The organism is Streptomyces sp. NPDC020379 (assembly GCF_044387105.1).
Lineage (GTDB): Bacteria > Actinomycetota > Actinomycetes > Streptomycetales > Streptomycetaceae > Streptomyces.
Map to the genome: position 1 here is coordinate 1 of NZ_JBIRVR010000028.1, position 21833 is coordinate 21833.

At 72.4% G+C, this 21833-nt stretch carries 15 protein-coding genes and 1 pseudogene; 7 read left to right on the forward strand and 9 right to left on the reverse strand.

The genetic code is table 11. From position 1 onward, the window contains the following. Positions 1 to 444: 444 nt before the first annotated feature. A complete protein-coding gene (locus tag ACH427_RS28185) occupies positions 445 to 1077 on the forward strand; it encodes a hypothetical protein (protein WP_398873869.1) in 633 nt (210 codons plus the stop codon). A gap of 185 nt (positions 1078 to 1262) precedes the next feature. On the opposite strand, the gene ACH427_RS28190 is transcribed toward ACH427_RS28185, so the two are convergent. Next, positions 1263 to 2102 (reverse strand): class I SAM-dependent methyltransferase, encoded by an 840-nt coding sequence (locus ACH427_RS28190; RefSeq protein WP_398873872.1) that lies wholly within the window; start codon positions 2100 to 2102, stop codon positions 1263 to 1265. A 111-nt stretch (positions 2103 to 2213) separates the two neighbouring features. Beyond that, positions 2214 to 2825 carry a hypothetical protein gene (locus tag ACH427_RS28195; RefSeq protein WP_398873874.1) on the reverse strand — a complete coding sequence of 204 codons (612 nt, stop codon included), beginning with the start codon at positions 2823 to 2825 and terminating at the stop codon, positions 2214 to 2216. 185 nt (positions 2826 to 3010) lie between these two features. On the opposite strand from ACH427_RS28195, the gene ACH427_RS28200 reads away from it, so the two are divergent. Beyond that, positions 3011 to 5359 carry an MMPL family transporter gene (locus tag ACH427_RS28200; RefSeq protein WP_398873876.1) on the forward strand — a complete coding sequence of 783 codons (2349 nt, stop codon included), beginning with the start codon at positions 3011 to 3013 and terminating at the stop codon, positions 5357 to 5359. On the opposite strand, the gene ACH427_RS28205 is transcribed toward ACH427_RS28200, so the two are convergent. Both ACH427_RS28205 and ACH427_RS28210 read right to left on the reverse strand, forming a co-directional pair. Continuing rightward, positions 5295 to 12869: an SDR family NAD(P)-dependent oxidoreductase gene (locus ACH427_RS28205; protein WP_398873878.1), complete on the reverse strand. Its 7575-nt coding sequence runs from the start codon at positions 12867 to 12869 to the stop codon at positions 5295 to 5297. The genes ACH427_RS28200 and ACH427_RS28205 overlap by 65 nt on opposite strands. A gap of 307 nt (positions 12870 to 13176) precedes the next feature. Further along, on the reverse strand, positions 13177 to 15147 hold the full coding sequence (locus ACH427_RS28210) for an amino acid transporter (protein WP_398873880.1): 1971 nt from the start codon (positions 15145 to 15147) through the stop codon (positions 13177 to 13179). A gap of 304 nt (positions 15148 to 15451) precedes the next feature. Between ACH427_RS28210 and ACH427_RS28215 the strand changes: the two genes are divergently transcribed. The 4 genes from ACH427_RS28215 to ACH427_RS28230 all read left to right on the forward strand — a co-directional run bounded on the left by ACH427_RS28215 (position 15452) and on the right by ACH427_RS28230 (position 18765). Further along, positions 15452 to 15646, forward strand: coding sequence for a hypothetical protein (locus ACH427_RS28215; RefSeq protein WP_398873882.1), 195 nt, complete (start codon positions 15452 to 15454; stop codon positions 15644 to 15646). A 46-nt stretch (positions 15647 to 15692) separates the two neighbouring features. Further along, complete coding sequence (locus ACH427_RS28220) at positions 15693 to 16139, forward strand: hypothetical protein (RefSeq protein WP_398873884.1); 447 nt, start codon at positions 15693 to 15695, stop codon at positions 16137 to 16139. A 690-nt stretch (positions 16140 to 16829) separates the two neighbouring features. Continuing rightward, a complete protein-coding gene (locus ACH427_RS28225; protein WP_398873886.1) occupies positions 16830 to 17918 on the forward strand; it encodes a mechanosensitive ion channel family protein in 1089 nt (362 codons plus the stop codon). A 100-nt stretch (positions 17919 to 18018) separates the two neighbouring features. Beyond that, positions 18019 to 18765, forward strand: a complete 747-nt coding sequence (locus tag ACH427_RS28230) for a TetR/AcrR family transcriptional regulator (protein ID WP_398873888.1) — start codon at positions 18019 to 18021, stop codon at positions 18763 to 18765. Here ACH427_RS28230 and ACH427_RS28235 read toward each other — a convergent pair. From ACH427_RS28235 to ACH427_RS28255, 5 genes and pseudogenes are all read right to left on the reverse strand, one after another. After that, the gene (locus ACH427_RS28235; protein ID WP_398873890.1) at positions 18762 to 19439 is read right to left on the reverse strand and encodes a hypothetical protein; all 678 of its coding nucleotides are present in this window, start codon (positions 19437 to 19439) and stop codon (positions 18762 to 18764) included. The two genes, ACH427_RS28230 and ACH427_RS28235, sit on opposite strands and share 4 nt — an antisense overlap. A gap of 55 nt (positions 19440 to 19494) precedes the next feature. Next, positions 19495 to 20055, reverse strand: a complete 561-nt coding sequence (locus ACH427_RS28240) for an AAA family ATPase (protein ID WP_398874003.1) — start codon at positions 20053 to 20055, stop codon at positions 19495 to 19497. Beyond that, positions 20041 to 20389, reverse strand: a pseudogene (locus tag ACH427_RS28245) (ATP-binding cassette domain-containing protein); the annotation flags it as partial. The pseudogene ACH427_RS28245 and the gene ACH427_RS28240, both read right to left, overlap by 15 nt. Positions 20390 to 20456: 67 nt before the next feature. Beyond that, positions 20457 to 20759 carry a hypothetical protein gene (locus ACH427_RS28250; protein ID WP_398873891.1) on the reverse strand — a complete coding sequence of 101 codons (303 nt, stop codon included), beginning with the start codon at positions 20757 to 20759 and terminating at the stop codon, positions 20457 to 20459. Between the two features lie 104 nt (positions 20760 to 20863). After that, a complete protein-coding gene (locus tag ACH427_RS28255) occupies positions 20864 to 21277 on the reverse strand; it encodes a hypothetical protein (protein WP_398874011.1) in 414 nt (137 codons plus the stop codon). Between ACH427_RS28255 and ACH427_RS28260 the strand changes: the two genes are divergently transcribed. Further along, positions 21228 to 21680 carry a bacterial transcriptional activator domain-containing protein gene (locus ACH427_RS28260; protein WP_398874005.1) on the forward strand — a complete coding sequence of 151 codons (453 nt, stop codon included), beginning with the start codon at positions 21228 to 21230 and terminating at the stop codon, positions 21678 to 21680. The genes ACH427_RS28255 and ACH427_RS28260 overlap by 50 nt on opposite strands. Positions 21681 to 21833: the final 153 nt, after the last annotated feature.

Here is a 21833-nt window from a genome sequence, read left to right on the forward strand (position 1 = left end):
CACCGAGATGATGCTCGCCGCCGCCGGCGCCCTCGCCGACGTCGTCGCCGAAGACGAACTCAACGCGAACTACATCATCCCCAGCGTCTTCAACGCGCGCGCCACCGAAGCGGTGGCCTCGGCGGTGAAGCGGGCCTCACAGGAACTCCGCCCGACGGAGTGAATCCCGGGCTCTGACGCCATGCGGCGCCGCTGTGCCCGACGGTACTTGTCCGTCGGGTACAGCGGCGCTTCGCTTTTTGCGGCCGACCAACTGAACCATGTCGGCAACAGCAACATGGTTGCAGCCGAAGGCTCCTGACCCGGGAGACGGACGCGGGGCTCCGGCAAAGTCGCACAGAGGGCGTCGGTTTTGGGTATCCGGTCGGCAACATGGCAACTGACTCTGTGTTTGAGTGAGTACCATCCCGCAACAACACACCTGCCCAGAAGAGGGAGCGGTTCATGACCGACGGTACGGACGACGCCGGCATCCAGGCCCGGTACGCGGCACGGTTCGCGGCTGATCTGGAGAACAACGAGAAGGAGCAGGAGGCACTCCGCGCCCGCCTCGCGAAGCTGGAGACGGAGCGTGCCTGGCTGATGGGCATGCGGGGCACGGTGGCCAAGGAGCAGGACGCGCCGGGCAAGGAGGCCGGGAAGGCCGAGGTCACCGCGGGTGTGCCGCAGCCGCGCCGGGCGAAGAAGGCGGCCGCCGCACCGGGCCGCCGGAAGAAGGCGGCGCAGGCCAGGGACGCCGAGGCGCCGAAGCCGGCCGGCACTCGCGCCAAGAAGGGTGACGGTCCCACCCTGGGCGAGCTGGTCCTCGGCCTGCTCGGCCGGCACCACCAGCCGCGTATGGTCAGCGAGGTCGTCAACGAGCTGACCCAGGCCCACCCGGAGCGCGTCGCGAGCACCCAGGTGGTGCGCAACACCGTCGAAGCACTCGTCGCCAAGGGCAGGCTGGAGCGCGAGCGCAAGCAGGGATCGGTGTTCTACACCGCGCCCGGGGCCAAGGACGCGGCCGTGCCCGAGGCGGCCGCCCCGGCCCAGGCGTCCGAGGCCAAGACGGCCGGGGAGACCGCGGCCAAGGCCTGACCGGCACTCACCGGTGGCCCGGCCCCGAGGCGGCGGCCGGCTCCCGAGGGAGCGGGCCGGTGACGACATGGGTGCGGGTGACTCCCAGGGCCCCGGCCCGCGGCACGAGGACTCCCTCGGAGCGCGCGGGGCGGGGCCCGGTGTGTGGGCCGCGCACCTGTTGTCTCAGGCGACTTGACGGCGCATCACCTGACGGGGCGTTCCGCGGTGACCGTGAAGTAGTCGAGGGTGCCTTCACGGTAGGCGCGCAAGAAGTTGCGGGGCCAGGTGTCGGGCTTCCACGCGTCGGCCAGCCAGCGGTCCCAGCCGGGCCACACCGAGGCCCCGATGGATGTGACACGGACCCCGCTCAGACCGGCCCGTTCGAGGCTGCCGGTCAGCAGGGGGACGGTGTGCGCGACGTCCAGGCCGGACGCGAAGCTGTCGAGCAGTTCGGCCAGCCGCCCGGCACGGGCCGGACCGGCGTCGGGCACGAAGAAGCCGGCGATGGCGACGCGGCCGCCGGGCCGCAGCACGCGAGCGGTCTCCCGGGCGAAGGCCCCGAGGTCACGGAAGTGCTGGGCGGCTTCGACGCTGAGCACACGGTCGAACTCGCCGTCGTCGAACGGCATGTCCTCGGCCGCGCCTTGCACGAAGTGCAGCCGACCGGGACGGCGGCCCAGCAGGCCGGAGTTGGCCTGCCGGGCGCGTTCGAGCTGCTGGGGGTGGATGTCCATGCCGGTGACGCGTGCGAAGCCGTACTCCTCCAACGCCACCGCGGCGCCGGCCCCCAGCCCGCAGCCGACTTCCAGGGCGCGCAGGCCCTCGGTGGGCACCAGCGCGCCGAGGGCCTGGCGGTACATGGCCAGTTGGCTGCCGATCCGGTCGTCCTCGGTCAGCGACCGGCCGAGGTCGAAGCCCTGCCAGTAGCCGAAGTTGATGAATCCGCCCGCGAACATGGGCATCGAGCCGAGGTCGGCCGGGCCGTACGCCTCCTGGACGGCGGGCGGGATCGGATGCGGGGTCGCGCCGGGGCCTTGCGTCATGCTCCACCTCCGTGACGATGAGCGTGCCGCCGTACGGCGGCCGCACACCCAGCCCGTTACCCAACATCGGCGGCCCGCACCACTCCGCCCGCGTCCGCCCGGGCGTTCGCGTCAGCCGACGGTGAGGCTGCCGCGCCCTTCGAGGTAGCCGAGACCGGCGGTGAAACACCTCTTGACGTCGTTGGTGGGTACGGCGGTGCCGGAGAAGGTGTGGCCCGCCATGAGGCCGGAGGCGGCCTCGCCGCTGAGGAAGGAGTCGACCGGGGTGTAGCCCTGGCCGCCGCCGGAGGCGGGCCGGACCGTGGTCCGGCCGATCACACGCCCCGTGCGGTTCCCCCCGGAATACCAGGTGACCGTGCCGGTGCCCTGGACTCCGGTGGCTCCGGAGCAGGTCGCGAGGCCGCTGCCGCTGAGCACCAGCCGGCCGGACTTGATGCGTGACTGGCGTCCGTCGGGTGAGGTGCAGTCGTCCAGGTCGACCGTGCCGTGGGCGGAGATGCGTCTGGGTGTGCTGGAGACGGCGGGCGAGAAGGTGATGCGGCCGCCCGGCGCGGTGCGCAGGGAGCACTTGAGGGTGCCGCCCGCCCCTGCGGAGGGCTGGGCGAGAGCGGCGGTGGTGCCGGTCACGAGCAGCACGAGCGTCGCCCCGGCCGAGGCCAGTGCGCTGATGCCACGACGCACACGAGCGGTGGCGCCGACGGTGGTGTGAGCCCTGTCGGGCATAGGTCTTCTTCCTTGCGCTGGGGGGTTCTTGCGGTCGCCTGGTCGAGTTCGAGTGACGCAAGCTAGCCGAACCACCTCCCGCTTGCCAGATTCAGCCGGTTTTCCGCACCCACACGGCCTACAGGACATTTGCTCCAGTCACCCCCCTTTCGCCACGATCGCCACGCCGACGAAAGGACCCGCACATGCGATGGCGCCGTTCCGTGCCCGATCCGACAGCCCGTGCGCGGAAGGGCTGTGCGGATGGGGGCGGGGCCGTCCGGTGGGCCGTACGCCGCCCGTGGTGGGTGCTGGCGACGGCCCTGGGGCTGGGCGCGCTGCTGGCTCTCGCCGCGCTCGGCTTCCCCGCCCGCCTGTCGAACGGCGGTTACATCGCGGGCGGCACCGAGGCGAGGCGCGCCGAGAGCATCCTCAAGGAGCGGTTCGACGCGGGCATTCCCGATCTCGTCCTGCGCGTACGGGCCGACGCGCCCGTCACCGCCCCGGCCGTGGAGCGGGCGGGCCGCGAACTCGCCCGCGTGGCGGCGGAGCAGCCGGGGGTGCGCCGGGTGCTGTCCTACTGGACGGTCGGGGACTCCCGGCTGCTGAGCAGGGACGGGCACGCCGCCCTCGTCACCGTCGACCTCCAGGGCGGTGAGCACGTGGCGGCGCGGCGCGCGGCGGCGCTGGTGCCGCGGCTGACGGGCCGGCACGGCCCGCTCCGTGTCACGGCGACCGGCCCCGCCTGGGTGATGGCGCAGGCCACCGAGCTCAGCAGCCGGGAGCTGCTCCGGGCCGAACTGATCGGCGCGCCGCTGGCCGTACTGGTCCTGCTGTTCGCCTTCGGCTCGATGACGGCCGCTCTGCTGCCCGCGGCCGTCGGGGGGCTCGCGGTGGCGGGCACGTTCGCGGTGCTGCGGCTGCTGACGGCGCTCATGCCGGTCTCCGCGTTCGCGTCGAACATCACCACCGCGCTCGGCTTCGGACTGGCCGTCGACTACGGCCTCTTCGTCGTCACGCGCTACCGGGAGGAGATGGCCACCGGCGGCGGACCCGCCGAGGCGATCGCCCGCACCATGCGCACGGCCGGCCGGACCGTGCTGTACTCCGCGGCCACGGTCGTCGTCTGCCTGAGCGCGCTGCTCCTCTTCCCGCTGGGTTTCCTGCGCTCCCTGGCCGTCGCGGGGATGAGCGTGGTGGTGCTGGCGGCGGCGACCACCGCGCTCGTCCTGCCCGCCCTGCTGGCCGTCATCGGCACCCGCATCGACCGGGGTGACGCGTTCGCGCCGCTGCGCCGGGCGCGGCGGGACGGCGATGCCTCGCTGTGGCACCGCGCGGCCCGCGTCGCGACGGCGCGGCCGGTACTGGCGGGCGGCTGCGCGGTCCTGTTCCTGGTGACGCTGGCGTTCCCCTTCGCCCACGTCCGCTTCGGCGTCACCGACGAGCGCGTCCTGCCGGAGCGGGTGGAGTCACACGCGACGGCCACCAGGATCGAGCGCGAATTCGACCTGCCGTGGAACCGGACCCTGGCCGTGCTGCTGACCGGCACCGACGCCGTGGACCAGCGGGAGCGGCTGGACGCCTACGCGCGCCGTGTCTCGGCCCTCCCCGCGGTGCGGGAAGTCGCCACGGCGGGCGGGGTCTACGAGCGGGGCCGGCTCACCTCGGGCCCCACGGTCGGCTCGCTCCTCTACATCACGCGGGGCGCGACCTGGCTGTCCGTGATCGGCGGCGGTCCGCCGGCCCGGGACGAGCACCTGGTCGAGGAGCTGCGCGCGCTGCCGTCTCCCGGGCCGCACCTGGTCGCGGGCCGTCCGGCCCGGGTGCTGGACACCGAGAACGCGGTGCTCGGCGCCCTGCCGGGGGCCGCGGCGATGGTCGTCGGCAGTGTTCTGCTCCTGTTGTTCCTCTTCACGGGTTCGGTTCTCATCCCGATCAAGGCGGTGCTGATGGGGGCGCTGAGTCTGAGCGCGAGTTTCGGTGCCATGGTGTATGTCTTCCAGGACGGCCATCTCCGCGACCTGTTCGGGCACTTCACCGTCACGGGTGAGCTGGACACCGCCATGCCGGTGCTGATCTTCGGTGCCGCGTTCGCGCTCTCGGTCGACTACGAGCTGTTCCTCATCTCGCGCATCCAGGAGGAGTACCGGAACTCGGGCGACCACCGGGCCGCCGTGGTCACCGGGATCGCCCGTACCGGCAGGATGGTCACGGTCGCCGCCACCATCCTCGCGGCCGCGCTGTTCCCGCTGGCGGCCTCCGGCATCACCTTGCTCAAACTCTTCGGCTGCGGGCTGGCGTTGGCGGTCCTGGTGGACGCCACCGTGGTGCGGGGTGTGCTCGTGCCGGCCTTCATGCGGCTGACCGGACACGCCAACTGGTGGGCGCCCCGGCCGCTCGCCGTGCTCCACGAACGCCTGGACCCGGGCCGGTGGCACCGGCCCGGAGCCCAGGGCGCCGAAGGTCTGCCGGGCCCCCGGGACACCTCGGCTACGCCGGTGCCGCCGCCCGGTCACCGGCCTGCGCCCCTGCCGCCGGGGCCGGCACGGCCGTAGCCGTCCCGGTCGTGGCGGTGGTGCCGGGGCCGGTCCCGAGGCCCAGGCGGAGCAGCACCAGATGGGCGACGTCGGTGATCGTGCCGCCGCTGCGCAGGAGTTCCAGCGGCGGGATCTCGACGTCGAACCGCTGGCGCAGCGACACCAGCATCTCGGCGAGCATCAGCGAGTCGAGGCCGTACTCGTCGAGCCGCCGGTGGTGGTCGAGGTCCTTCGCGTCCATGTGCAGGACGCCGGCCAGCAGGTGGGCCAGCGCGTCGGCGACGGCGCGTACCGCTTCCTCGGGTTCCATGGCCGCGAGGGCGCGCAGGATCTCCTCCCGGCTCCGGTCCGCGGCACCCATCCGCTCGGGAAGCAGCAGACGGAAGCGGGGGGCGTCCAGGGCGGGCAGCAGACCGCGCAGGCGGGACCAGTTGTAGCGTCCGGCACCCGCCACCTCCACGTCGCCGCCGAGCAGCCGGTCGAGGGCGGTGAACGCCTGACGGAGCGTGAGGGGTTCGATGCCGACCGAGGCCAGGGTGTGGGTGAGGTCGTTGCGGGCGACGTATCCGGTCTCCCCGATGGCGCCCCAGGCGATGGCCGCTCCGGCGGCTCCGGCGGCTCGGCGTCGGCGGGCGAGGGCTTCGAGGAAGAGGTTGGCGGCCGCATAGTTGGACTGCCGGATGTTGCCCATGAGGGCCGTGCCGGAGGAGTACAGCGCGAAGAGGTCCAGATCGCGCCCGCCGAGGGCGTGGTCCAGTACGAGGGCACCGGCCATCTTCGCCTTCAGGGCGGCGGCGAACCGTTCGTCGGTGAGCTCGGTGAGCAGGTCGTCCTCGAGGTGCATGGCGCAGTGGACGACGCCCCGCACCGGGTGCCCGCCGGTGTCGATCCCCTCGACGAGGCTCCGCGTCGCGGCGAGGTCGGAGATGTCGGCGGCGTACGCGGTGGCCCGTACGCCGCGCTCGGCGAGGCGGTCCAGCAGCTCCGCGGCGCCGGGGGTCGTATCGCCGCGGCGGCCGATCAGGGCCAGGTGGCGTGCGCCCCGGTCGGCGAGCAGGCCGGCGGTGGCGGCGCCGAAGCCGCTGAGGCCGCCGGTGACGAGGTAGGTGCCGTGCGGGTCGAGGCCCGGTGCCTGGGCGGGCCGCTCGACGCGCACGGGTTCGTCGAGCGGGTCGAAGGCGACGACGACCTTGCCGACGTGCCGGGAGTGCTGCATGAGCTGGAACGCCTCGCTGACGCGGGCGGCGGGGTAGATGTGGTGCGGCAGCGGGCGGTAGGAACCGTCGCGTACGCGCTCGGTGACGTCGGCGAACAGCTTGGCGGCGACCCGGGGGGCGGAGGCCAGTGTGGTGAGGTCGACGCCGAAGAAGGCGATGTTGTTGCGGAAGGGGCGCAGGAGGAGTGGTTTGTTCTCGTAGATGTCCCGCTTGCCGAGCTCGATGAAGCGCCCGCCCGGGCGCAGGAGTTCGAGGCTGCGGGTGATGGCCTCGCCCGCGAGGGAGTTGACGACGACGTCCACGCCGGCTCCCCCGGTGAGCTCCATGGTCTCGGCGGCGAAGTCCAGGCTCCGTGAGTCGAGGACGTGGTCGACCCCCAGGTGGCGCAGCAGTTCCCGCTTGGCGGGGGTGCCCGCGGTGGCGATCACCCGGGCGCCGCACAGCCGGGCGTACTGGAGCACCGCGAGCCCGATGCCGCCCGCCCCGCCGTGCACCAGCACCGTCTCGCCCGCGGAGAGCCGGGCCAGGTGGTCGAGGCTGTAGTGGACGGTGGAGAAGACGACGGGCAGGGTCGCGGCCTCGGTGAAGCTCATGCCGTCGGGAATGTGGCCGATGGCCTGGGCGGCGGTGAGGGTGTGCGAGGCGAGGGAGGCGGGGGCCATCCCGAACACCCGGTCACCCGGCCGGAAGCCGGTCACGTCGGGGCCGACGCCGGTGACGGTCCCTGCGCATTCCAGGCCGAGGCCGACCTCGCTGAAGGTGCCTTCGACCGCCTCGGCGGGCAGCAGCCCGACCGCCTGCATCATGTCGCGGTAGTTGAGGGCGGCGGCCCGTACGGCGATCGCGACCTGGCCGGGGCCAGCCGTGACCGGTGGCCGTTCGGACCAGGGCAGTTGGTAGGAGAGGCCGGGGGTGCGGACGTCGAGCGCGAAAGGCCGCGGCCCCGTGGGACTCACCACGCGGTGATCGGCGGGCAGGGCCTTCTCGCGGGGTACGAACCTGCCGCCGCCCGATGTGAGCACGACTTCGGTCTCGGAGTGGTCGGCGAGGAGTTCGCGGGCCAGTCGCAGGGCGTCGGTGGCTGTCTCCCCGCTCCGGTCGAGGGAGACGGTGCGGACGGCCAGCCGTGGTTCCTCGTTGGCCAGGGTGCGGGCCATGCCCCACACGGCGGCGTCCTGGGTGGCGGAGGTCCGTTCGGGGGCCGGGAGCGCGCCGCTGGGCCGGGTCACCACGGTCAGCGGTGTCCGTGTGCCGTCGGGCAGTTGTGCGCAGGCGGCCGAGACGGTGCGCAGGAGCGCCGCGCGCCGGGTGGTGAGTGCCACCAGGTCGTCCGGGCCGGCCGAGGGCGCCTCGCCGAGGACGACGCAGAGGGCCGCGCCCTGCCCGAGCGGCCCGGGCACCCACTCGGCCGCGTCGTCCCCCACGAGCCGCGCCTGGGACTTCCCGCCGTCGGCCGACGGGAGAAGCGCGGCCACCTCCTCGGCGAGCCCCAGTTCGCCGGTGGTCTCCGCGGCGACGACCCAGTGAGCGGGCGCCGTGGTGGCCGGCGGTGGGAAGGTGACGGTGCGTTCGGGGGCTGCGGCGAGGACGACGGAGAAGTCCTCGCGGCAGGGCCCGGCGTCGTCGCCGGTGAGCACGGTGTCCGTGAAGCCGCACCGCGCGAGCAGCTCCGGCCACCGCTGGGCGGGCAGCAGCAGCGAGTCCGGCCGCTCGTCGTGGTCGGTGCGGTCCCAGAAGCTGTCCAGCGTACCGAAGCAGGGCGCGAGGACGTACGGGTCGTGGGACTCGACCGCCAGCAGCAGCCCGCCGGGAGCCAGCAGCGTGGCGACGCGGCGCAGCGCGGCGGCGAGGTCCTTGGCCGTGTGGAGGGCGTTGGCGGCGACGACGATGTCGAAGCCCGCCTCGGGCAGACCCTGCTCCTCGGGGTCGGCGTCGAGGTCGAAGGGGTGGTACGTCACGAAGTCGTACGCGGCGAAGCGCCGTTCGGCGCGGGCCAGGAAGACCGGTGAGATGTCGGTGTAGACGTACCGCGTGCGCTCGGCCGGGAGCAGTGGGAGCAGGGCGGCGGCCGTGCCACCCGTACCGGCTCCGATCTCCAGGACGCGCAGTGGCCGGCCGACGGGCCAGGAACGGACCACTTCGCCCAGGAGTGCCTGGGCGAGGCGGTTGTGGAAGCGCATGATGACGGCGGTGTCGTAGAGCTGCTCGACGTCGGTGAGGCTGCCGTCCGAGACCAGCAGGTCCATGGGGTCGGTGCCGTCACTGGTGAGGACGTCGCGCAGGCCGCGCACGGCGAGGCGGCTCTCCGTGGAGCAGCGCGGGAAGTCCAGTGCCAGCCGGCGCAGCAGCTCCTGGTCGTCGAAGGTGGTCCGGGTGAGCCTGAGTTGTCCGTCCTCCTGCCGTTCCACCAGGCCGTGGCGGTGCAGTTCGGGGATCATCGCTTCGAGGTAGGGCGTGCGCCGGGGTTCCATGCCCGCGGCGAGGAGGGCGGTGACGTCGAAGGGGGCGCGGGCGTCGGGCAGGAGCGCCGCGACGGCCGCCGCGTGGCGGTGTGCGCTCGCCTCCTTGAGTACGGCGACGAACTCCTCGTAGCCGTACTCGTGCCAGCCCGCGCGGAGCGCCGCCACACGGTCGGCCGCCGCTGCCGCGATGCCCGAGGGCGTGACCGGGGGCTTGTCCGTCACCGGCTCCGTGGCGTGCGGTGCCGCGCGCAGCACGGTGTGATGGAGGGTCACCGGTGTGCGGTGGCCTCCGGTCAGACGCCGCTGTCGGCACCGTTCCAGTTCGACGCTGACCGTGCCGTCCTCGTCGGTGACGACGATGTCCCAGCACGCCTCGGTCGCCGACAACGACCGCTCGCGCACATGGATCCAGCCGGAGGCGGCGGGAGTGCGCCACACCCGGGCCGCTCCGATGGCGGCCGGGAGGTACACATCGCCGTCGTTGACCACGTCGGCGATCAGCGGCGCGCCCGCCTGGAGCGCTCCGTCCAGCAGGGCGGGGTGGGCCTCGTGGTCCTCCGAGGGGGCGTCGTGCCGGTAGGCGGCCAGCACCTCGCCGTTCCCCGCGCGCAGTTCCCGCAGCACCTGGAAGGCGGGGCCGTACTGAAGACCGGCGCGCCCGATCTCCTCGTAGTGCGCCTCGCCGCTCACGACGCGCCCGCAGCGCGCGTGGACGGCGGGGATGTCCAGGGGCGCGGGTGCCCGGCCGAGGAGGGTGCGCACCCTCGCCCGTACGTGGGGGCGCGGCTGCCGGGTCTGGGCGTCGGTGCTGGTGATCTCCACCAGCCCGTCGTCGGGGGTCAGGGCCGTCTGGATCCGTACGCTGCCGGCGTCCGCCCACGGCACGACCAGGGGACGGGTGATCTCCAGGGAGTCGACCTCGGCGGCGGCGCCGAGGGTGAGGCGCCCGGCCGTCAAGGCCATGTCGACGTAGGCCGTGGCCGGGACGACGACGGAGCCGGCGAGTTTGTGGTCGACGAGCCAGGGCGTGATCGCCGGTTCGACCGCGCCCTGCCAGGTCGGCAGCGGGGACGGCAGCCGCTCGCCCAGGAGCGGGTGCTCCAGGAGCCCGGTGCCGCTGGTGCGCAGCCATGTCTGCGGGGTGCCGTTCCAGTGGCGCTCCCGCTGCCAGGGGTACGCCGGCAGCGCCGTGACCCGGCCCCGGCGGGGGAAGTACACGCCCCAGTCCACCTGGGCGCCTTGGGCGACGAGGGCCGCCACCGCCTGGCGCATGGCCGTGCGCGCGTCGATGCCGCGCCGCAGGGTGGCCGTCACCGCGGTGGGCGTGCGGGGGCGGGAGGCGGTGATGCGCCGCAGGTAGGAGCGGAGCACGGGGTGGGGTCCGATCTCCACGAGGACGTCCGCGCCCGCGTCGAGGGCGTGCTCGACGGCGGCGGCGAACCGGACGGGTTCGCGGACGTTGCGCCACCAGTAGCCGGCGTCCAGCGCGGTGCCGTCGACGGGCTCGCCGGTGACGGAGGAGATCATGGGGATGCGGGCCGGGCCGGGCCGCAGTCCGTCCAGTGCCTCGCGCAGCGGCTCCTGGATGGGGTCCATCGCGGCACTGTGGAAGGCGTAGTCCAGGTCGAGTTCGGTGCAGGTCACTCCCTGCGGCGGCAGTTCCGCGGTGAAGGCTCTCAGCTCGGCGGCGGGCCCGGCGACGGTCACGTCCCGGGCGCTGTTCACCGCGGCCAGCTCCAGCCCCGGGTGGGCGGCGAGAAGTTCCCGGGCGCGGGCCGGGGGCAGGCCGACGGCGGCCATCCGGCCCGTGCCCGCGGTGGCCGCCTGGGTGCGGCTGCGCCCGGTGACGACCCGCGCGGCCTGCTCCAGGTCGAGAGCGCCCGCGACATAGGCGGCCGCGACCTCCCCCACGCTGTGGCCGAGCACGGTGTGCGCGACGATGCCCGCTTCCCCGAGCATCCGGGCCACGCCGACCTGCACGGCGAAGAGCAGTGGCTGGGCGATCTCGGTGAGCTCCAGGCGGGCCCGGTCCGCGGGTGCGGCGAGTTCCTCGGCGACCGACCATCCCAGCCCGGGGGCGAGGGCCGCGTCGACCGCCTCGACGGCCTCCCGGAAGGCGGGGCTGTGCGCGAGGAGTTCGGCTCCCATGCCCGCCCACTGCGAGCCGTTGCCGGAGAAGACGAAGGCGACGCGGCCGTGTTCGACCGCCTGCGCGGTGGTGCCGATGGCCTCGTCGTCGCGTGGGGAGGGGATGGCCACGGGCTCCGCCGCGTCGGCGGGTGCGGCCTCTCCGGCGAACCGGCGCAGCCGCTGGGCGGCGGTGCCCGCGGTGGCCAGTACGGCCGCGCGGTGCGGGTGCTTCCCACGCCGCAGGCAGGCGGTGTACGCGATGTCGTAGAACTCCTGCGGCGTCGCCTCCGACAGCCGGTCCGCGAGGTCGGCCGCGGCCTTCTCCAGCGCCTGTCGCGTGCGGGCGGAGACGATCACCGGCAGTGCCACGGGCTCCGCGGCCGGAGCGCGCTCCCGTGGAGCGGAGGGCAGGGCCGGGGAGGAGGTGACGATGACGTGGGCGTTGGAGCCGCCGAACCCGAAGGAGTTCACGCCCACCACGGGACGCCCGGTGGCGGGCAGCGGCCCGAGCCGCTCGGCGGGGGCGAGGTTGAGCGCCGCGAAGTCGATGTCCGGGTTGGGCGGGGAGGCGTGCAGGGAGGCGGGGATCGCCCGGTGCCGGAGCACCAGCAGGGCCTTGAGGAGGCCCGCCATGCCGGAAGCGGGCTCCAGGTGCCCGATGTTGGTCTTGACCGATCCGATCGGCAGGACTCCGGCGGTGCGGTTCCTGCCGATGGCGCGGCCGATGGCCACGCACTCCAGCGGGTCGCCGACCAGGGTGCCGGTGCCGTGCGCCTCCAGGTAGACCAGTTCGTCGGGGCCGACGCCCGCCTCGGCGTACACGGCGCGCAACAGCTCTTCCTGCGCCTCCGCGTTGGGCAGGGCGAGGCCCATCGTCCTGCCGTCGCTGTTGGACGCGCTGCCGAGGATCACCCCGTGCACGCGGTCGCCGTCGGCGATGGCGTCCGCGAGCCTTTTGAGGACGACCAGGCCACCGCCCTCGGCACGTACGAACCCGTCGGCGTGCGCCGAGAAGGACGCGCACCGGCCGGTGGGCGAGAGCATGGACGCCTGGCAGAAACCCACATAGTGGTAGGGGCTGAGCAGCACGTTGACGCCGGCGGAGAGCACGGCGCGGCTGCTGCCGTCCAGCAGGGTCCGGCAGGCCCGGTCGAGGGCCACCAGGGACGAGGAGCAGGCGGTGTCCACCGCCATGCTCGGGCCGCGCAGGTCGAAGAAGTGGGACAGCCGGTTCGCGGCGATCGACGACGCCGAACCCGACATCGTGTAGGCGTTGACGGTCTCCGGGGCCATCATCTGCAGTCCGCCGTAGGAGGTGTCCGAAACCCCCACGTAGACGGCCGTGTCCGAGCCCGCGAGGCGGTCGGGGGCGATGCCGGCGTCGTCCAGCGCCTCGACGGCCAGTTCCATCAGCAGCCGGTGCTGGGGGTCCATCCGGGCCGCTTCCTTCGGCGCGATGCCGAAGTATCCGGCGTCGAATCCCATGACGTCGTCCAGGAAGCCGCCCGCGGCCGTGTAGCTCTTCCCGGGGCGCGGCATCGCGGGGTCGACGAACCTGCGTGCCTCGAAACGGTCCGGCGGCACCTCGCCGATCACGTCACGGCCCTGCTCCAGCACCTCCCAGAGCCCGTCGAGATCCCTGACTCCGCCGGGGAACCGGCATGCCGCGCCGACCACCGCGATCGCCGGATCCGAAGCCGCGGTCCTGTTTTCACGCATGTACGAACAGCTTTCCTCTTGGGTCCGAAGGACAGGAACGCCCGACGGGCAGGGCGAGTACGTGCTGCGCGGTCATCGCTCCACCGCGATGCCGTGCGGCCGAGTCTCGGGGATCCAGCCGCACGGCACGTGCGCGAGACCATAACTCATCCGGATATATCGGTTGCGTTCATCTCGCTGTGCCATTCGGGTACCAAGCGTGAAAGCCTCCAGCCACAGCTTTTCCCTTTGTGTGACTGACACATGGTCCGCAACGCACTCCGCCCGCCGGTCGTGGGACCGGCGGGCGGGAACAGGGGAGTGCGGATCAGCCGACGTGGACGCGCGGACGGCGGGTGAGGTCGGGTTCGGCGCGGCGCAGGACCTCACGCGTGACCGGGGCGACCTCGCCGTCACCGAAGACGAGGAACCGCAGCAGGTGGCTGAGCGGGTGTCCTTCGGTCCAGTTGAAGTACGCGTGGGGCACCTGGCCGGTGCGGTCGCGCAGTTCGAGCAGGACCGCGGCGATGGTGTTCGGCACTCCGGCGCCCTGCACCCGCAGGATTCGGATGCCGTAGCACTCCTCGCCCGTGACGGTGACGTCGGTGGCGAAGTCGGAGGAGTCGCGCACGGTCACTTCGAGGAAGAGGACGGGGCCACCGCTCGGGATGTGGGTCTCCTCGCGCTGGGTGTACTCCTTCGCGTGGTACTCGGCCGCGTCGCTCTCCTGCGGTTCGTTGGCGATGACCCGCAGCGGCCCGGAGCGGACGGCGTCGTCGATGAGCCGCGCGGCGGTCTCGTCGAAGGTGACGTCGGCGGCCCGCAGTTCGAAGGCCCGGTGGACCCGGGAAGCCAGCGAGGTCAGCAGGATGCCCACGATGAACAGCGACGCGATCTTCAGGCCGTCGGGACGCTCGATGACATTGGTGACGAAGGTGTAGCCGAAGACGAGGGTGATGAAGCCGAACCCGATCGCGGCGGGGCGGTGGCCGCGGTGGTGGGCGGCGATGGTGGCGGCGAAGGACGCGGAGAGCATCAGCACGAGCACGCCGGTGGCGTAGGCGCCGCCCTGGGCGTCGACGTCGGCGTCGAAGAGGAAGGTGACGGTGAAGGCGATCGCCATGAAGAGCAGGACGAGCGGCCGGACGGCCCCGGCCCACTCCGGCGCCATCCCGTAGCGCGGGAGGTAGCGGGGCACGAGGTTGAGCAGACCGGCCAGAGCGGAGGCACCGGCGAACCACAGGATCGCGATGGTCGAGATGTCGTAGACCGTGCCGAACGCCTCGCCCAGGTGCTGGTGCGCCAGATAGGCCAGCGCGCGCCCGTTGGCCGCGCCGCCCTTCTCGAACTCCTTGGCCGGGATGAGGATCGTGGTGGCCAGGCTGCTGACGAGCAGGAACCCGCTCATCATCAGGGCGGCCGTGGTGAGCAGCTTGCGGGTGTCGCGGATCCGGCCGGCGGGCTTCTCACGGCTGTCGGAGGCGTCCCCGCGGACCTGCGGCATCACGGCGACACCGGTCTCGAAGCCGGACATGCCCAGGGCCAGGCGCGGGAAGACCAGGAGGGCCACACCGATCATGGCGATGGGCGAGGAGTGCTCGGCGGACGCGGCGTGCCACCAGTCGCCGATGGCGACGGGGTGGCCGGCTATCTCCCAGACCGCGCTGACGAGCACGATGACATTGAGCAGGAGGTAGACCGACACGAGCACCACGGCCACGTCGATCGCCTCGCGGAAGCCCTTGAGGAAGACCGCGCCGAGGGCGGCGATCAGCACCAGCGTGATCCACATGCCGCCGCCGTGCATCCAGTGCGGCGCGAAGGGGTTCTCCACGGCGTGCGCGGAGGCGTCGGCCGCCGACAGCGTGATGGTGATCATGAAGTCGGTGGCGGCGAAGCCGAGCAGCACCAGCACGAAGAGCTTCCCCGCCCACCAGGGCAGCAGCCGCTCCAGCATCGCGATCGAGCCCTCGCCGTGCGGGCTCTCCTTCGCCACGCGGCGGTAGACGGGCAGGGCCCCGAGCAGCGTGAGCGCGATGAGCACGAGCGTCGCCATCGGCGAGAGCAGTCCGGCGGCCAGCGCGGCGATACCCGGCTGGTAGCCCAGCGTCGAGAAGTAGTCGACGCCGGTCAGACACATCACCCGCCACCACCGGTTGCCCTTGTGCTCGGCCGGCGGGGTGCCGTGCGGGCCGGGGTGCCGGGCCGACTGCTCGCTCAGCCCCTCCAGGAGCCAGGCCCGCCAGGGGCGGGTGGCTGATTCCGGCTCGGGTGGATTGTCGACCTGTGTGGCGCTCATGGGTGGTCCCCTGTTGGGTCATGCGGGCAAGAGGAGCGAGTATCCACCAGGCCCTCGCCTGCCCACTCCTCGGGGTTCCACAGCGACGGAATGACCGCACCTTCCGGACAGTTGATCACTAAGCGGGACACATTCCGCATAGGGGGCCCGGAGGTTCACGGCCCTCCGGACCCCCATGGCGGGGATGCCGTACGGATCAGGCCGGCGCGATCTCGGCGGCCGCGCCGCCGGGGATCAGCCCCGCCGGCCGCGGGCGCGCGGACGCAGGAGCACCGCCGCCAGTACGGCCGGGGTGGTGAGCAGCATGGTGAAGATGACCACGGAGGTCGCGCGGAGCAGCCTCTTGCCGGCCGACAGGGCGGCGTCGTGGTACGAGGGGTGGCTGCGCCTGGTGCCGGGCGGACGGGTGGGCGGCTTCGGAGCCGAGGTCGAGGGCGCCGAGGGCGGGGAGACGCGAGGCGGCGCCTGGACGATGGGGGCGGCCCCCGGCGGGAGTTGAGCGGGGGGCGCGGGGGCGGCCGGGGCCGCGGGTGCGGCGGGCGCCGGTGGCACGGCGGGTGCGGCCGGCGCTGCCGGTGGCGGGGCAGGCGCGGCGGGAGCCGGAGCCGCGGGCGGTGCGGGGGCAGCGGGGGCCGGGGCGCCGGCCGCCGGTGGAGCCGGAGGCGGTGCGGGAGCGGCCGGGGCGCCGGCCGCCGGTGGGGCAGGTGCGGGAGCGGGCGGGGCGGGCGCCGGGGCACCGGCCGCGGGCGGAGCGGGAGCAGGCGGAGCCGGGGCAGGGGCACCGGCCGCAGGCGGTGCGGGAGGAGCTGGGGCAGGAGCGGGAGCGGCGGGAGCAGGGGCCGGAGCCCCCGCCCCGGGAGCACCGGGGGCCGGGGCGGCGGGAGGAGCGGGAGGAGCAGGAGCCGGTGCGGGAGGGGCCGCGGGGGCAGGGGCCGGAGGGGCGGCCGGTGGCGCGGTGGGCGGCGTCGCGGGGCACCCCCACCGTACGGTGACGTGCGTGGCGAGGCTCGGGAGATCGGCGTTGGCGCGAAGGCAGTCCCGGCCGTTGTCGTCCAACGTCGCGCCCAGGGCCCCGTGCAAGACGTTCGCATCCACGTGGGAAGGCGGATGCGGCCACAGCAGAGGCGGCAGGTGGTGCGCGACGACGGTCTCCGAAGCGAGGCCGTCCACCGCGGAGTCCACCTCCACGTCGTCCGCGGCCGCCTGGCCCGTCACCGTGAGCACGGCAGCCGTGGCCAGCATCACCGCGTAGCCCGCTCTCCTCCACCCCGTCACGCGGAACAGCGTGCACACCCCGCCGGGCATCCATCCCGGGTTTCCGCCAGATTCCTCCGATGGGCGGAAAATTACCTCAACACAACACATCCGTCGGAGACGGGTGCCCAGGGGCCCCGCCACATCATCGACGGCCCGTCAGGAGCCGCTGCCCAGCACCTCTTCGCTCGATCCGGCCGGCCCGCGAGCGCGCGCCCGCACCCGGCGCCGAGCACGGGGGGACCCAGGTGTTCGAGGGCCGAACTGACGTGGTGCAAGATACGTTCTCGCGCGCCGGTCCCGCCCCCGAGGCCCGGCGCAAACTTGATCGTTGGGACAGGCAGGTATTAGGTGACGATTCATTACTCCGGGATTCCGGCGGCGTCCCGCGCCCTCGCTCCGTTCTCCGGAACGGAGGCGGGACGGCGATGAACCACGCTCTGACACTGCACGACGTCATCGTCGCCGGCATCGCGGTGGCCGCCGGCCTGGCCGCGGCCCTCGCCCTGCGGGTGATCCTGCGCTGGCTCGCCGTGCGGGCCGCCAGGACCCGCTGGGGCGGGGACGACATCATCGTCGACGTGCTGCGCACGCTGGCGCCCTGGTCCGCGGTGGCGATCGGCGTGGCCGCGGCGGCCGCGGCCCTCCCGCTGACGCACCGGGTGGGGCACAACGTCAATCAGGTGCTGACGGCCCTCGTCATGCTGACCGCGACGCTCACCGCGGCCCGAGTGATCAGCGGACTGGTGCAGTCCGTGGCGCAGTCCCGGTCCGGTGTCGCCGGGTCGGCCACGATATTCGTCAACATCACGCGCATCGCCGTCCTGGCGCTGGGCTTCCTCGTCATCCTGCAGACCCTCGGCATATCCATCGCCCCGCTGCTCACCGCCCTCGGCGTGGGCGGTCTGGCGATCGCCCTGGCTCTCAAGGACACCCTGGCCAACCTCTTCGCGGGCGTGCACATCCTCGTCTCGAAGACGGTCCACCCGGGCGACTACATCCGGCTCAGCAGCGGCGAGGAGGGGTATGTCCGGGACATCAACTGGCGCATCACCGTGGTCGAACAGCTCAACAACAACCTGGTCATCATCCCGAACGCCAAGCTCGCCGGCACGAACATGACCAACTTCAGCCGCCCCGAGCAGAAGCTGTCCGTCACAGTGCAGGTGGGCGTCGGCTACGACAGCGACCTGGAGCACGTCGAGAGGGTCACCATCGAGGTCGCCGAGACGGTGATGAAGGACGTCGCCGGAGCCGTCCCCGACCATGAACCGGCCATACGCTTCCACACGTTCGGGGACTCCCGGATCGGCTTCACTGTGATCCTCGGAGTCGGCGAGTTCAGCGACAAATACCGCATCAAGCACGAGTTCATCAAGAGGCTGCACCAGCGGTACCGTGCCGAAGGCATCCGGATCCCCTCCCCCGCCCGGACCGTCGCGTTGCAGCAGAGCGGGGACCCGGTGATCCCGCACCCCCGGGCACCCCTCGGCGCCGTACCGGACCACACCGGCTGACCCACCCCTCCGTACACCGTACGGGGTCCGCACGTCGTACACCCGCGCGTACACCGTGCCGCCGGAGGACTATCCTGGGGCCCGAGAAAGAGGAGGCCGCATGCCGATCGCCGAAGAGCAGCCGCAGCAGACGATTCAGTCGGTGTGGACCCGTCCCCAGCGCCGCAAGCGGGAGCAGCCCACGCTCAGCCGTGAGCAGATCGTGACCGTCGCCCTCGAACTGCTGGACGCCGACGGGATCGACGCGCTGAGCATGCGGAAGCTCGGCACCCGGCTGAACGCCGGGGCCACCTCGCTGTACACGCATGTGACCAACAAGGACGAGCTCATCGAACTGGTCGTGGACGAGATCTACGGCGAGATCGAGGTGCCCGACGCCGCCGGGACGCGGGACGAGTGGCGCTCGGCCGTCATCGGCTGCGCCCAGAGCCTGCGCTCCGTCTTCCACCGGCACCCCTGGGTCGTCTCCGCGCTGGGCGAGGCGGGAGTGGTCTCCTTGGGTCCGAACGCGATGCGGCTGTCCGACGGCATGCTCGGCATCTTCGAGGAGGCCGGCTTCTCACTGGAACAGGCCGACCTCGCGGTGAACGCGGTCGTCTCGTACGCCATCGGGGTCGCGAGCACCGAAGCCGCGTGGCTGACCAGGCTCGCCCGCAGCGGGATGAGCGAGCAGGAAGGGGTGGACAGCCTGTGGCCGGCGGCCGAACGGGCCGCGCAGGCGTACCCGCGGCTGAGCAGGCTGTACGCCGCGCGGCGGCACGAGGACTCGGGCAGCACCCGCAACGACAATTTCACCGACGGGCTCGAATGCGTCCTCGACGGCCTGGAGATGCGGCTCCGTCCCTAGGGCTCTCTGCGTTTCTGCCGCCTGATCCCGAGAGCCAGCAGGCATACGACGATGACCGCGGTGTACACACCGGCGAACGACGGGCCAGCGAAGAACGGCACCCCACCGCTCTGGCCGGAGAATTCGTTCATCGTCCCGTACGGGAGCCAGGCAGCGACTTCGAAGCCGAGCAGGGGCTTTCCCGCCGCACCGAGCGCCGGTTCGAGGGCCAAGGGCCACATGACAAGGAGCGTGTCGGCCAGGCCGCCACGCAGCAGGAGTCCTACCGCGACGCCCAGCACACCGCCGATCGCGAAGGTCACGGGCAGGGCCAGCAGCGGCCGCCAGCCTTCGGCGCACGACGGAACCAGGGCCACCGCCGGCTCCACGAGCAGAGCGACACCCAGCGCGGTGGCCTCAACCAGAAGACCCGCCGCCGCTGCGACGAGGGCAACGACTGTCGCCTTGCCGATCAGCAGCCTGTTCCAGGAGGGCACCGCCAAGAAGGAGGACCAGATGGTGCCTGCCCGCAGGTCCTGGCTCACGCTCCGCACACCCAGCAGGGGTATGAGGAGTTGGGTGAACGCCGGGCCGTATAGCGCCTCCTCCAGCCCGGGTGCCCGCCCCTTGCCCGGGCTGTGCACGGCGAGGCCGCTGACGGCGATGGCCAGAGCGGCGATCACTCCGAGAACCACCAGGTGGAGCGGAGCGTGCGCAGTTTGACGAGCTCTGCGCGAAGGACTGAGGTATTCACTGTTCAGAACTTTTCTCGGGACGTACAGCTGGTGGCCGGCTGGAGTACTCGACCGAGTCGGCGGTGAGGCGCAGATACGCCTCCTCCACAGTGCGCCGGCGGGGTGTCAGCTCATGGAGCACCAGTCCTGCCTGCAGGGCGGCGTGACCGATCTCCTCCGCCGAGAGTCCCCTGACGAGGCGGATGTCGGGATCGGCAGGCCGGAGGTTGGGGGCGGCGTCGATCGTTCCTCCCGCTTCGGCGACCACCGTCACGAGACGTTCCTGATCTTTGGCGCGGACGAGCACATGTGTCTGTTGGAGGGCGGTGAACTCGGCCGTGGTGCACTGCTGTAGCAGCCTGCCGCGGCCGATGATGACGAGGTCATCGGCAAGGAGGGCGGTCTCGGCAAGCAGGTGACTCGACACGAGGACGGTGCGCCCGTCGGCCGCGAGGTCGCGCAGCAGCCCCCGCAGCCAGGCGATGCGCTGCGGGTCGAGGCCGTTTGCGGGCTCGTCGAGGACGAGGACCTCAGGGTCACCGAGCATCGCAGCCGCCATGCCGAGGCGCTGGCGCATGCCGAGAGAGAGCGCCGAAGCGCCGGTCGCCCACGGTGGAGAGCCCGACCATCAGGAGCACGGCGTCGACGCGGCCTTCAGGCAAGCCGTTGGAGCGGGCGAGCCAGTCGAGGTGGGCCCGGGCAGTGCGTTGCGGATGCACCCAGCCGGGATCGAGCAGGGCACCGACCGCACGCAGGGGTGAGGGGTAGTCGGAATAGGGCCGGCCGGCGAGAAGAGCGGTGCCGGCGTCGGGCCGGACCAGTCCCACAAGCATGCGCATGGTGGTGGTCTTCCCGGCGCCGTTGGGGCCGAGGAAGCCGGTGACCGTGCCGGGGTGTACGTCGAACGTCAGGTCGTCGACGACCTTCTACCTTCGGTAGCTCTTGGTCAGGCCCCGGACGTTGATGCCGCCCATGGCCTCACATCCTGAGCGCGGAGACGACGGCTGTTGCGGCCGCGGCGGCGAGTAGCGTCACGACCCAGGCAGCTTTCGCCCGGGGCAGCCCGCTTCTCACAGCCCGTCTGCAGCGACCGACGGAGATGACTGCTGCCACCATGCCGACGGTGCCGAGCACGGTGGCGAGGCAGAAGACCCACAGGTGGCTGCCCCAGGTGCGCACGAGGAAGGAAGCGGCAGCCAGGGGCAGCACCGGCCATATGTCACCGCTGGCGGAGCTCGGCGACGGTGTGGGTGGGCGGAGGGAGGGCTGACTGGTACTCATGTGTTCCTTCTCGATGGGCCGGGAGTGGCCAGCGGGGGTGCGATGGAGGGGCGAGGACCCCCGCCGGCCACGACTGGTGGAGCGTTGCGCTCGATTCCCCTGGGTTACGAGACGAAGTCGCGCACGGCCTCGTAGATCTCATAGACGGTGGCACCGACCTCGACAGCCTTGCGGACCACCCACGGGACGTACTTCTCGTACGCTTCCTTGAAGGCGTCGTAGCCCTTCTTGGCCGCGCTGCTGAGCGCGTTCCAGGCCTTACTGCCCACGGCCTTGAGCTTGTCGATGACCCAGCGCAGCTTGCCCGCGCGCTCGGCCGGTTCACTAGTCGGTGCGGTCGCCAGAGCGGTGTTGTCCGCCTTGGTAGTGGACGGGGTGACGACGGTGAAGGCCGTCGGCTGAACCGTCTGGGCGGTGGCGACCGACGCGGACGGCGCCACGGCCGACGCGGAGGGGGCCGCGGCGCCCATGAGGGCACCGGCGAGGACGACGCTCGCGATAATCCGGTTCTTTCTCACGTGTTCTCCAGGACAGCTGTGCCAAACCACTACGGCCTGTTGGCCGACGGTGCACACACCTTGGAAAACGGCCGCCCCCCTTCCTTCCGCGGATGCTCCCGAGAGGTCCCATGGAAGCCGATCATGGACGAAGAATGTCCCGGGCCTGTCCCCGTTCCGTCCCCGGAACTGCCGAACGCTGGCCACGCCGCGTGGCCGGCAGGCGGCGGACACCGCGTCTTTTCTCACCTCCTGGGATCCCCTGGACGAGCCGAGTCACGAACTCTTGGTCCGCTCCTTGATCGGGATGGGCGCCCCCGGCCGGGCCGCGGAGTCGCTGCGGGCCCTCGACAAGCGGCTGCGTCGAGAGCTCGATGTGGAGGCCGATCCCCAGCTCTTCGCTCTGCTCCGACAAAGGTCCTGACGAACCGTCGAGGTCGGACGGCGGCCGTAGGGAGGGGTTTCAGATCATCTGATCGTTGGTCCGGTGTGCCGTTGACGGATGCGCAGTGGGCGCGGATCGAGCCGTTACTGCCGGACCGGACCCCCCAACGGGGTGGCCGGTGACGGGATCACC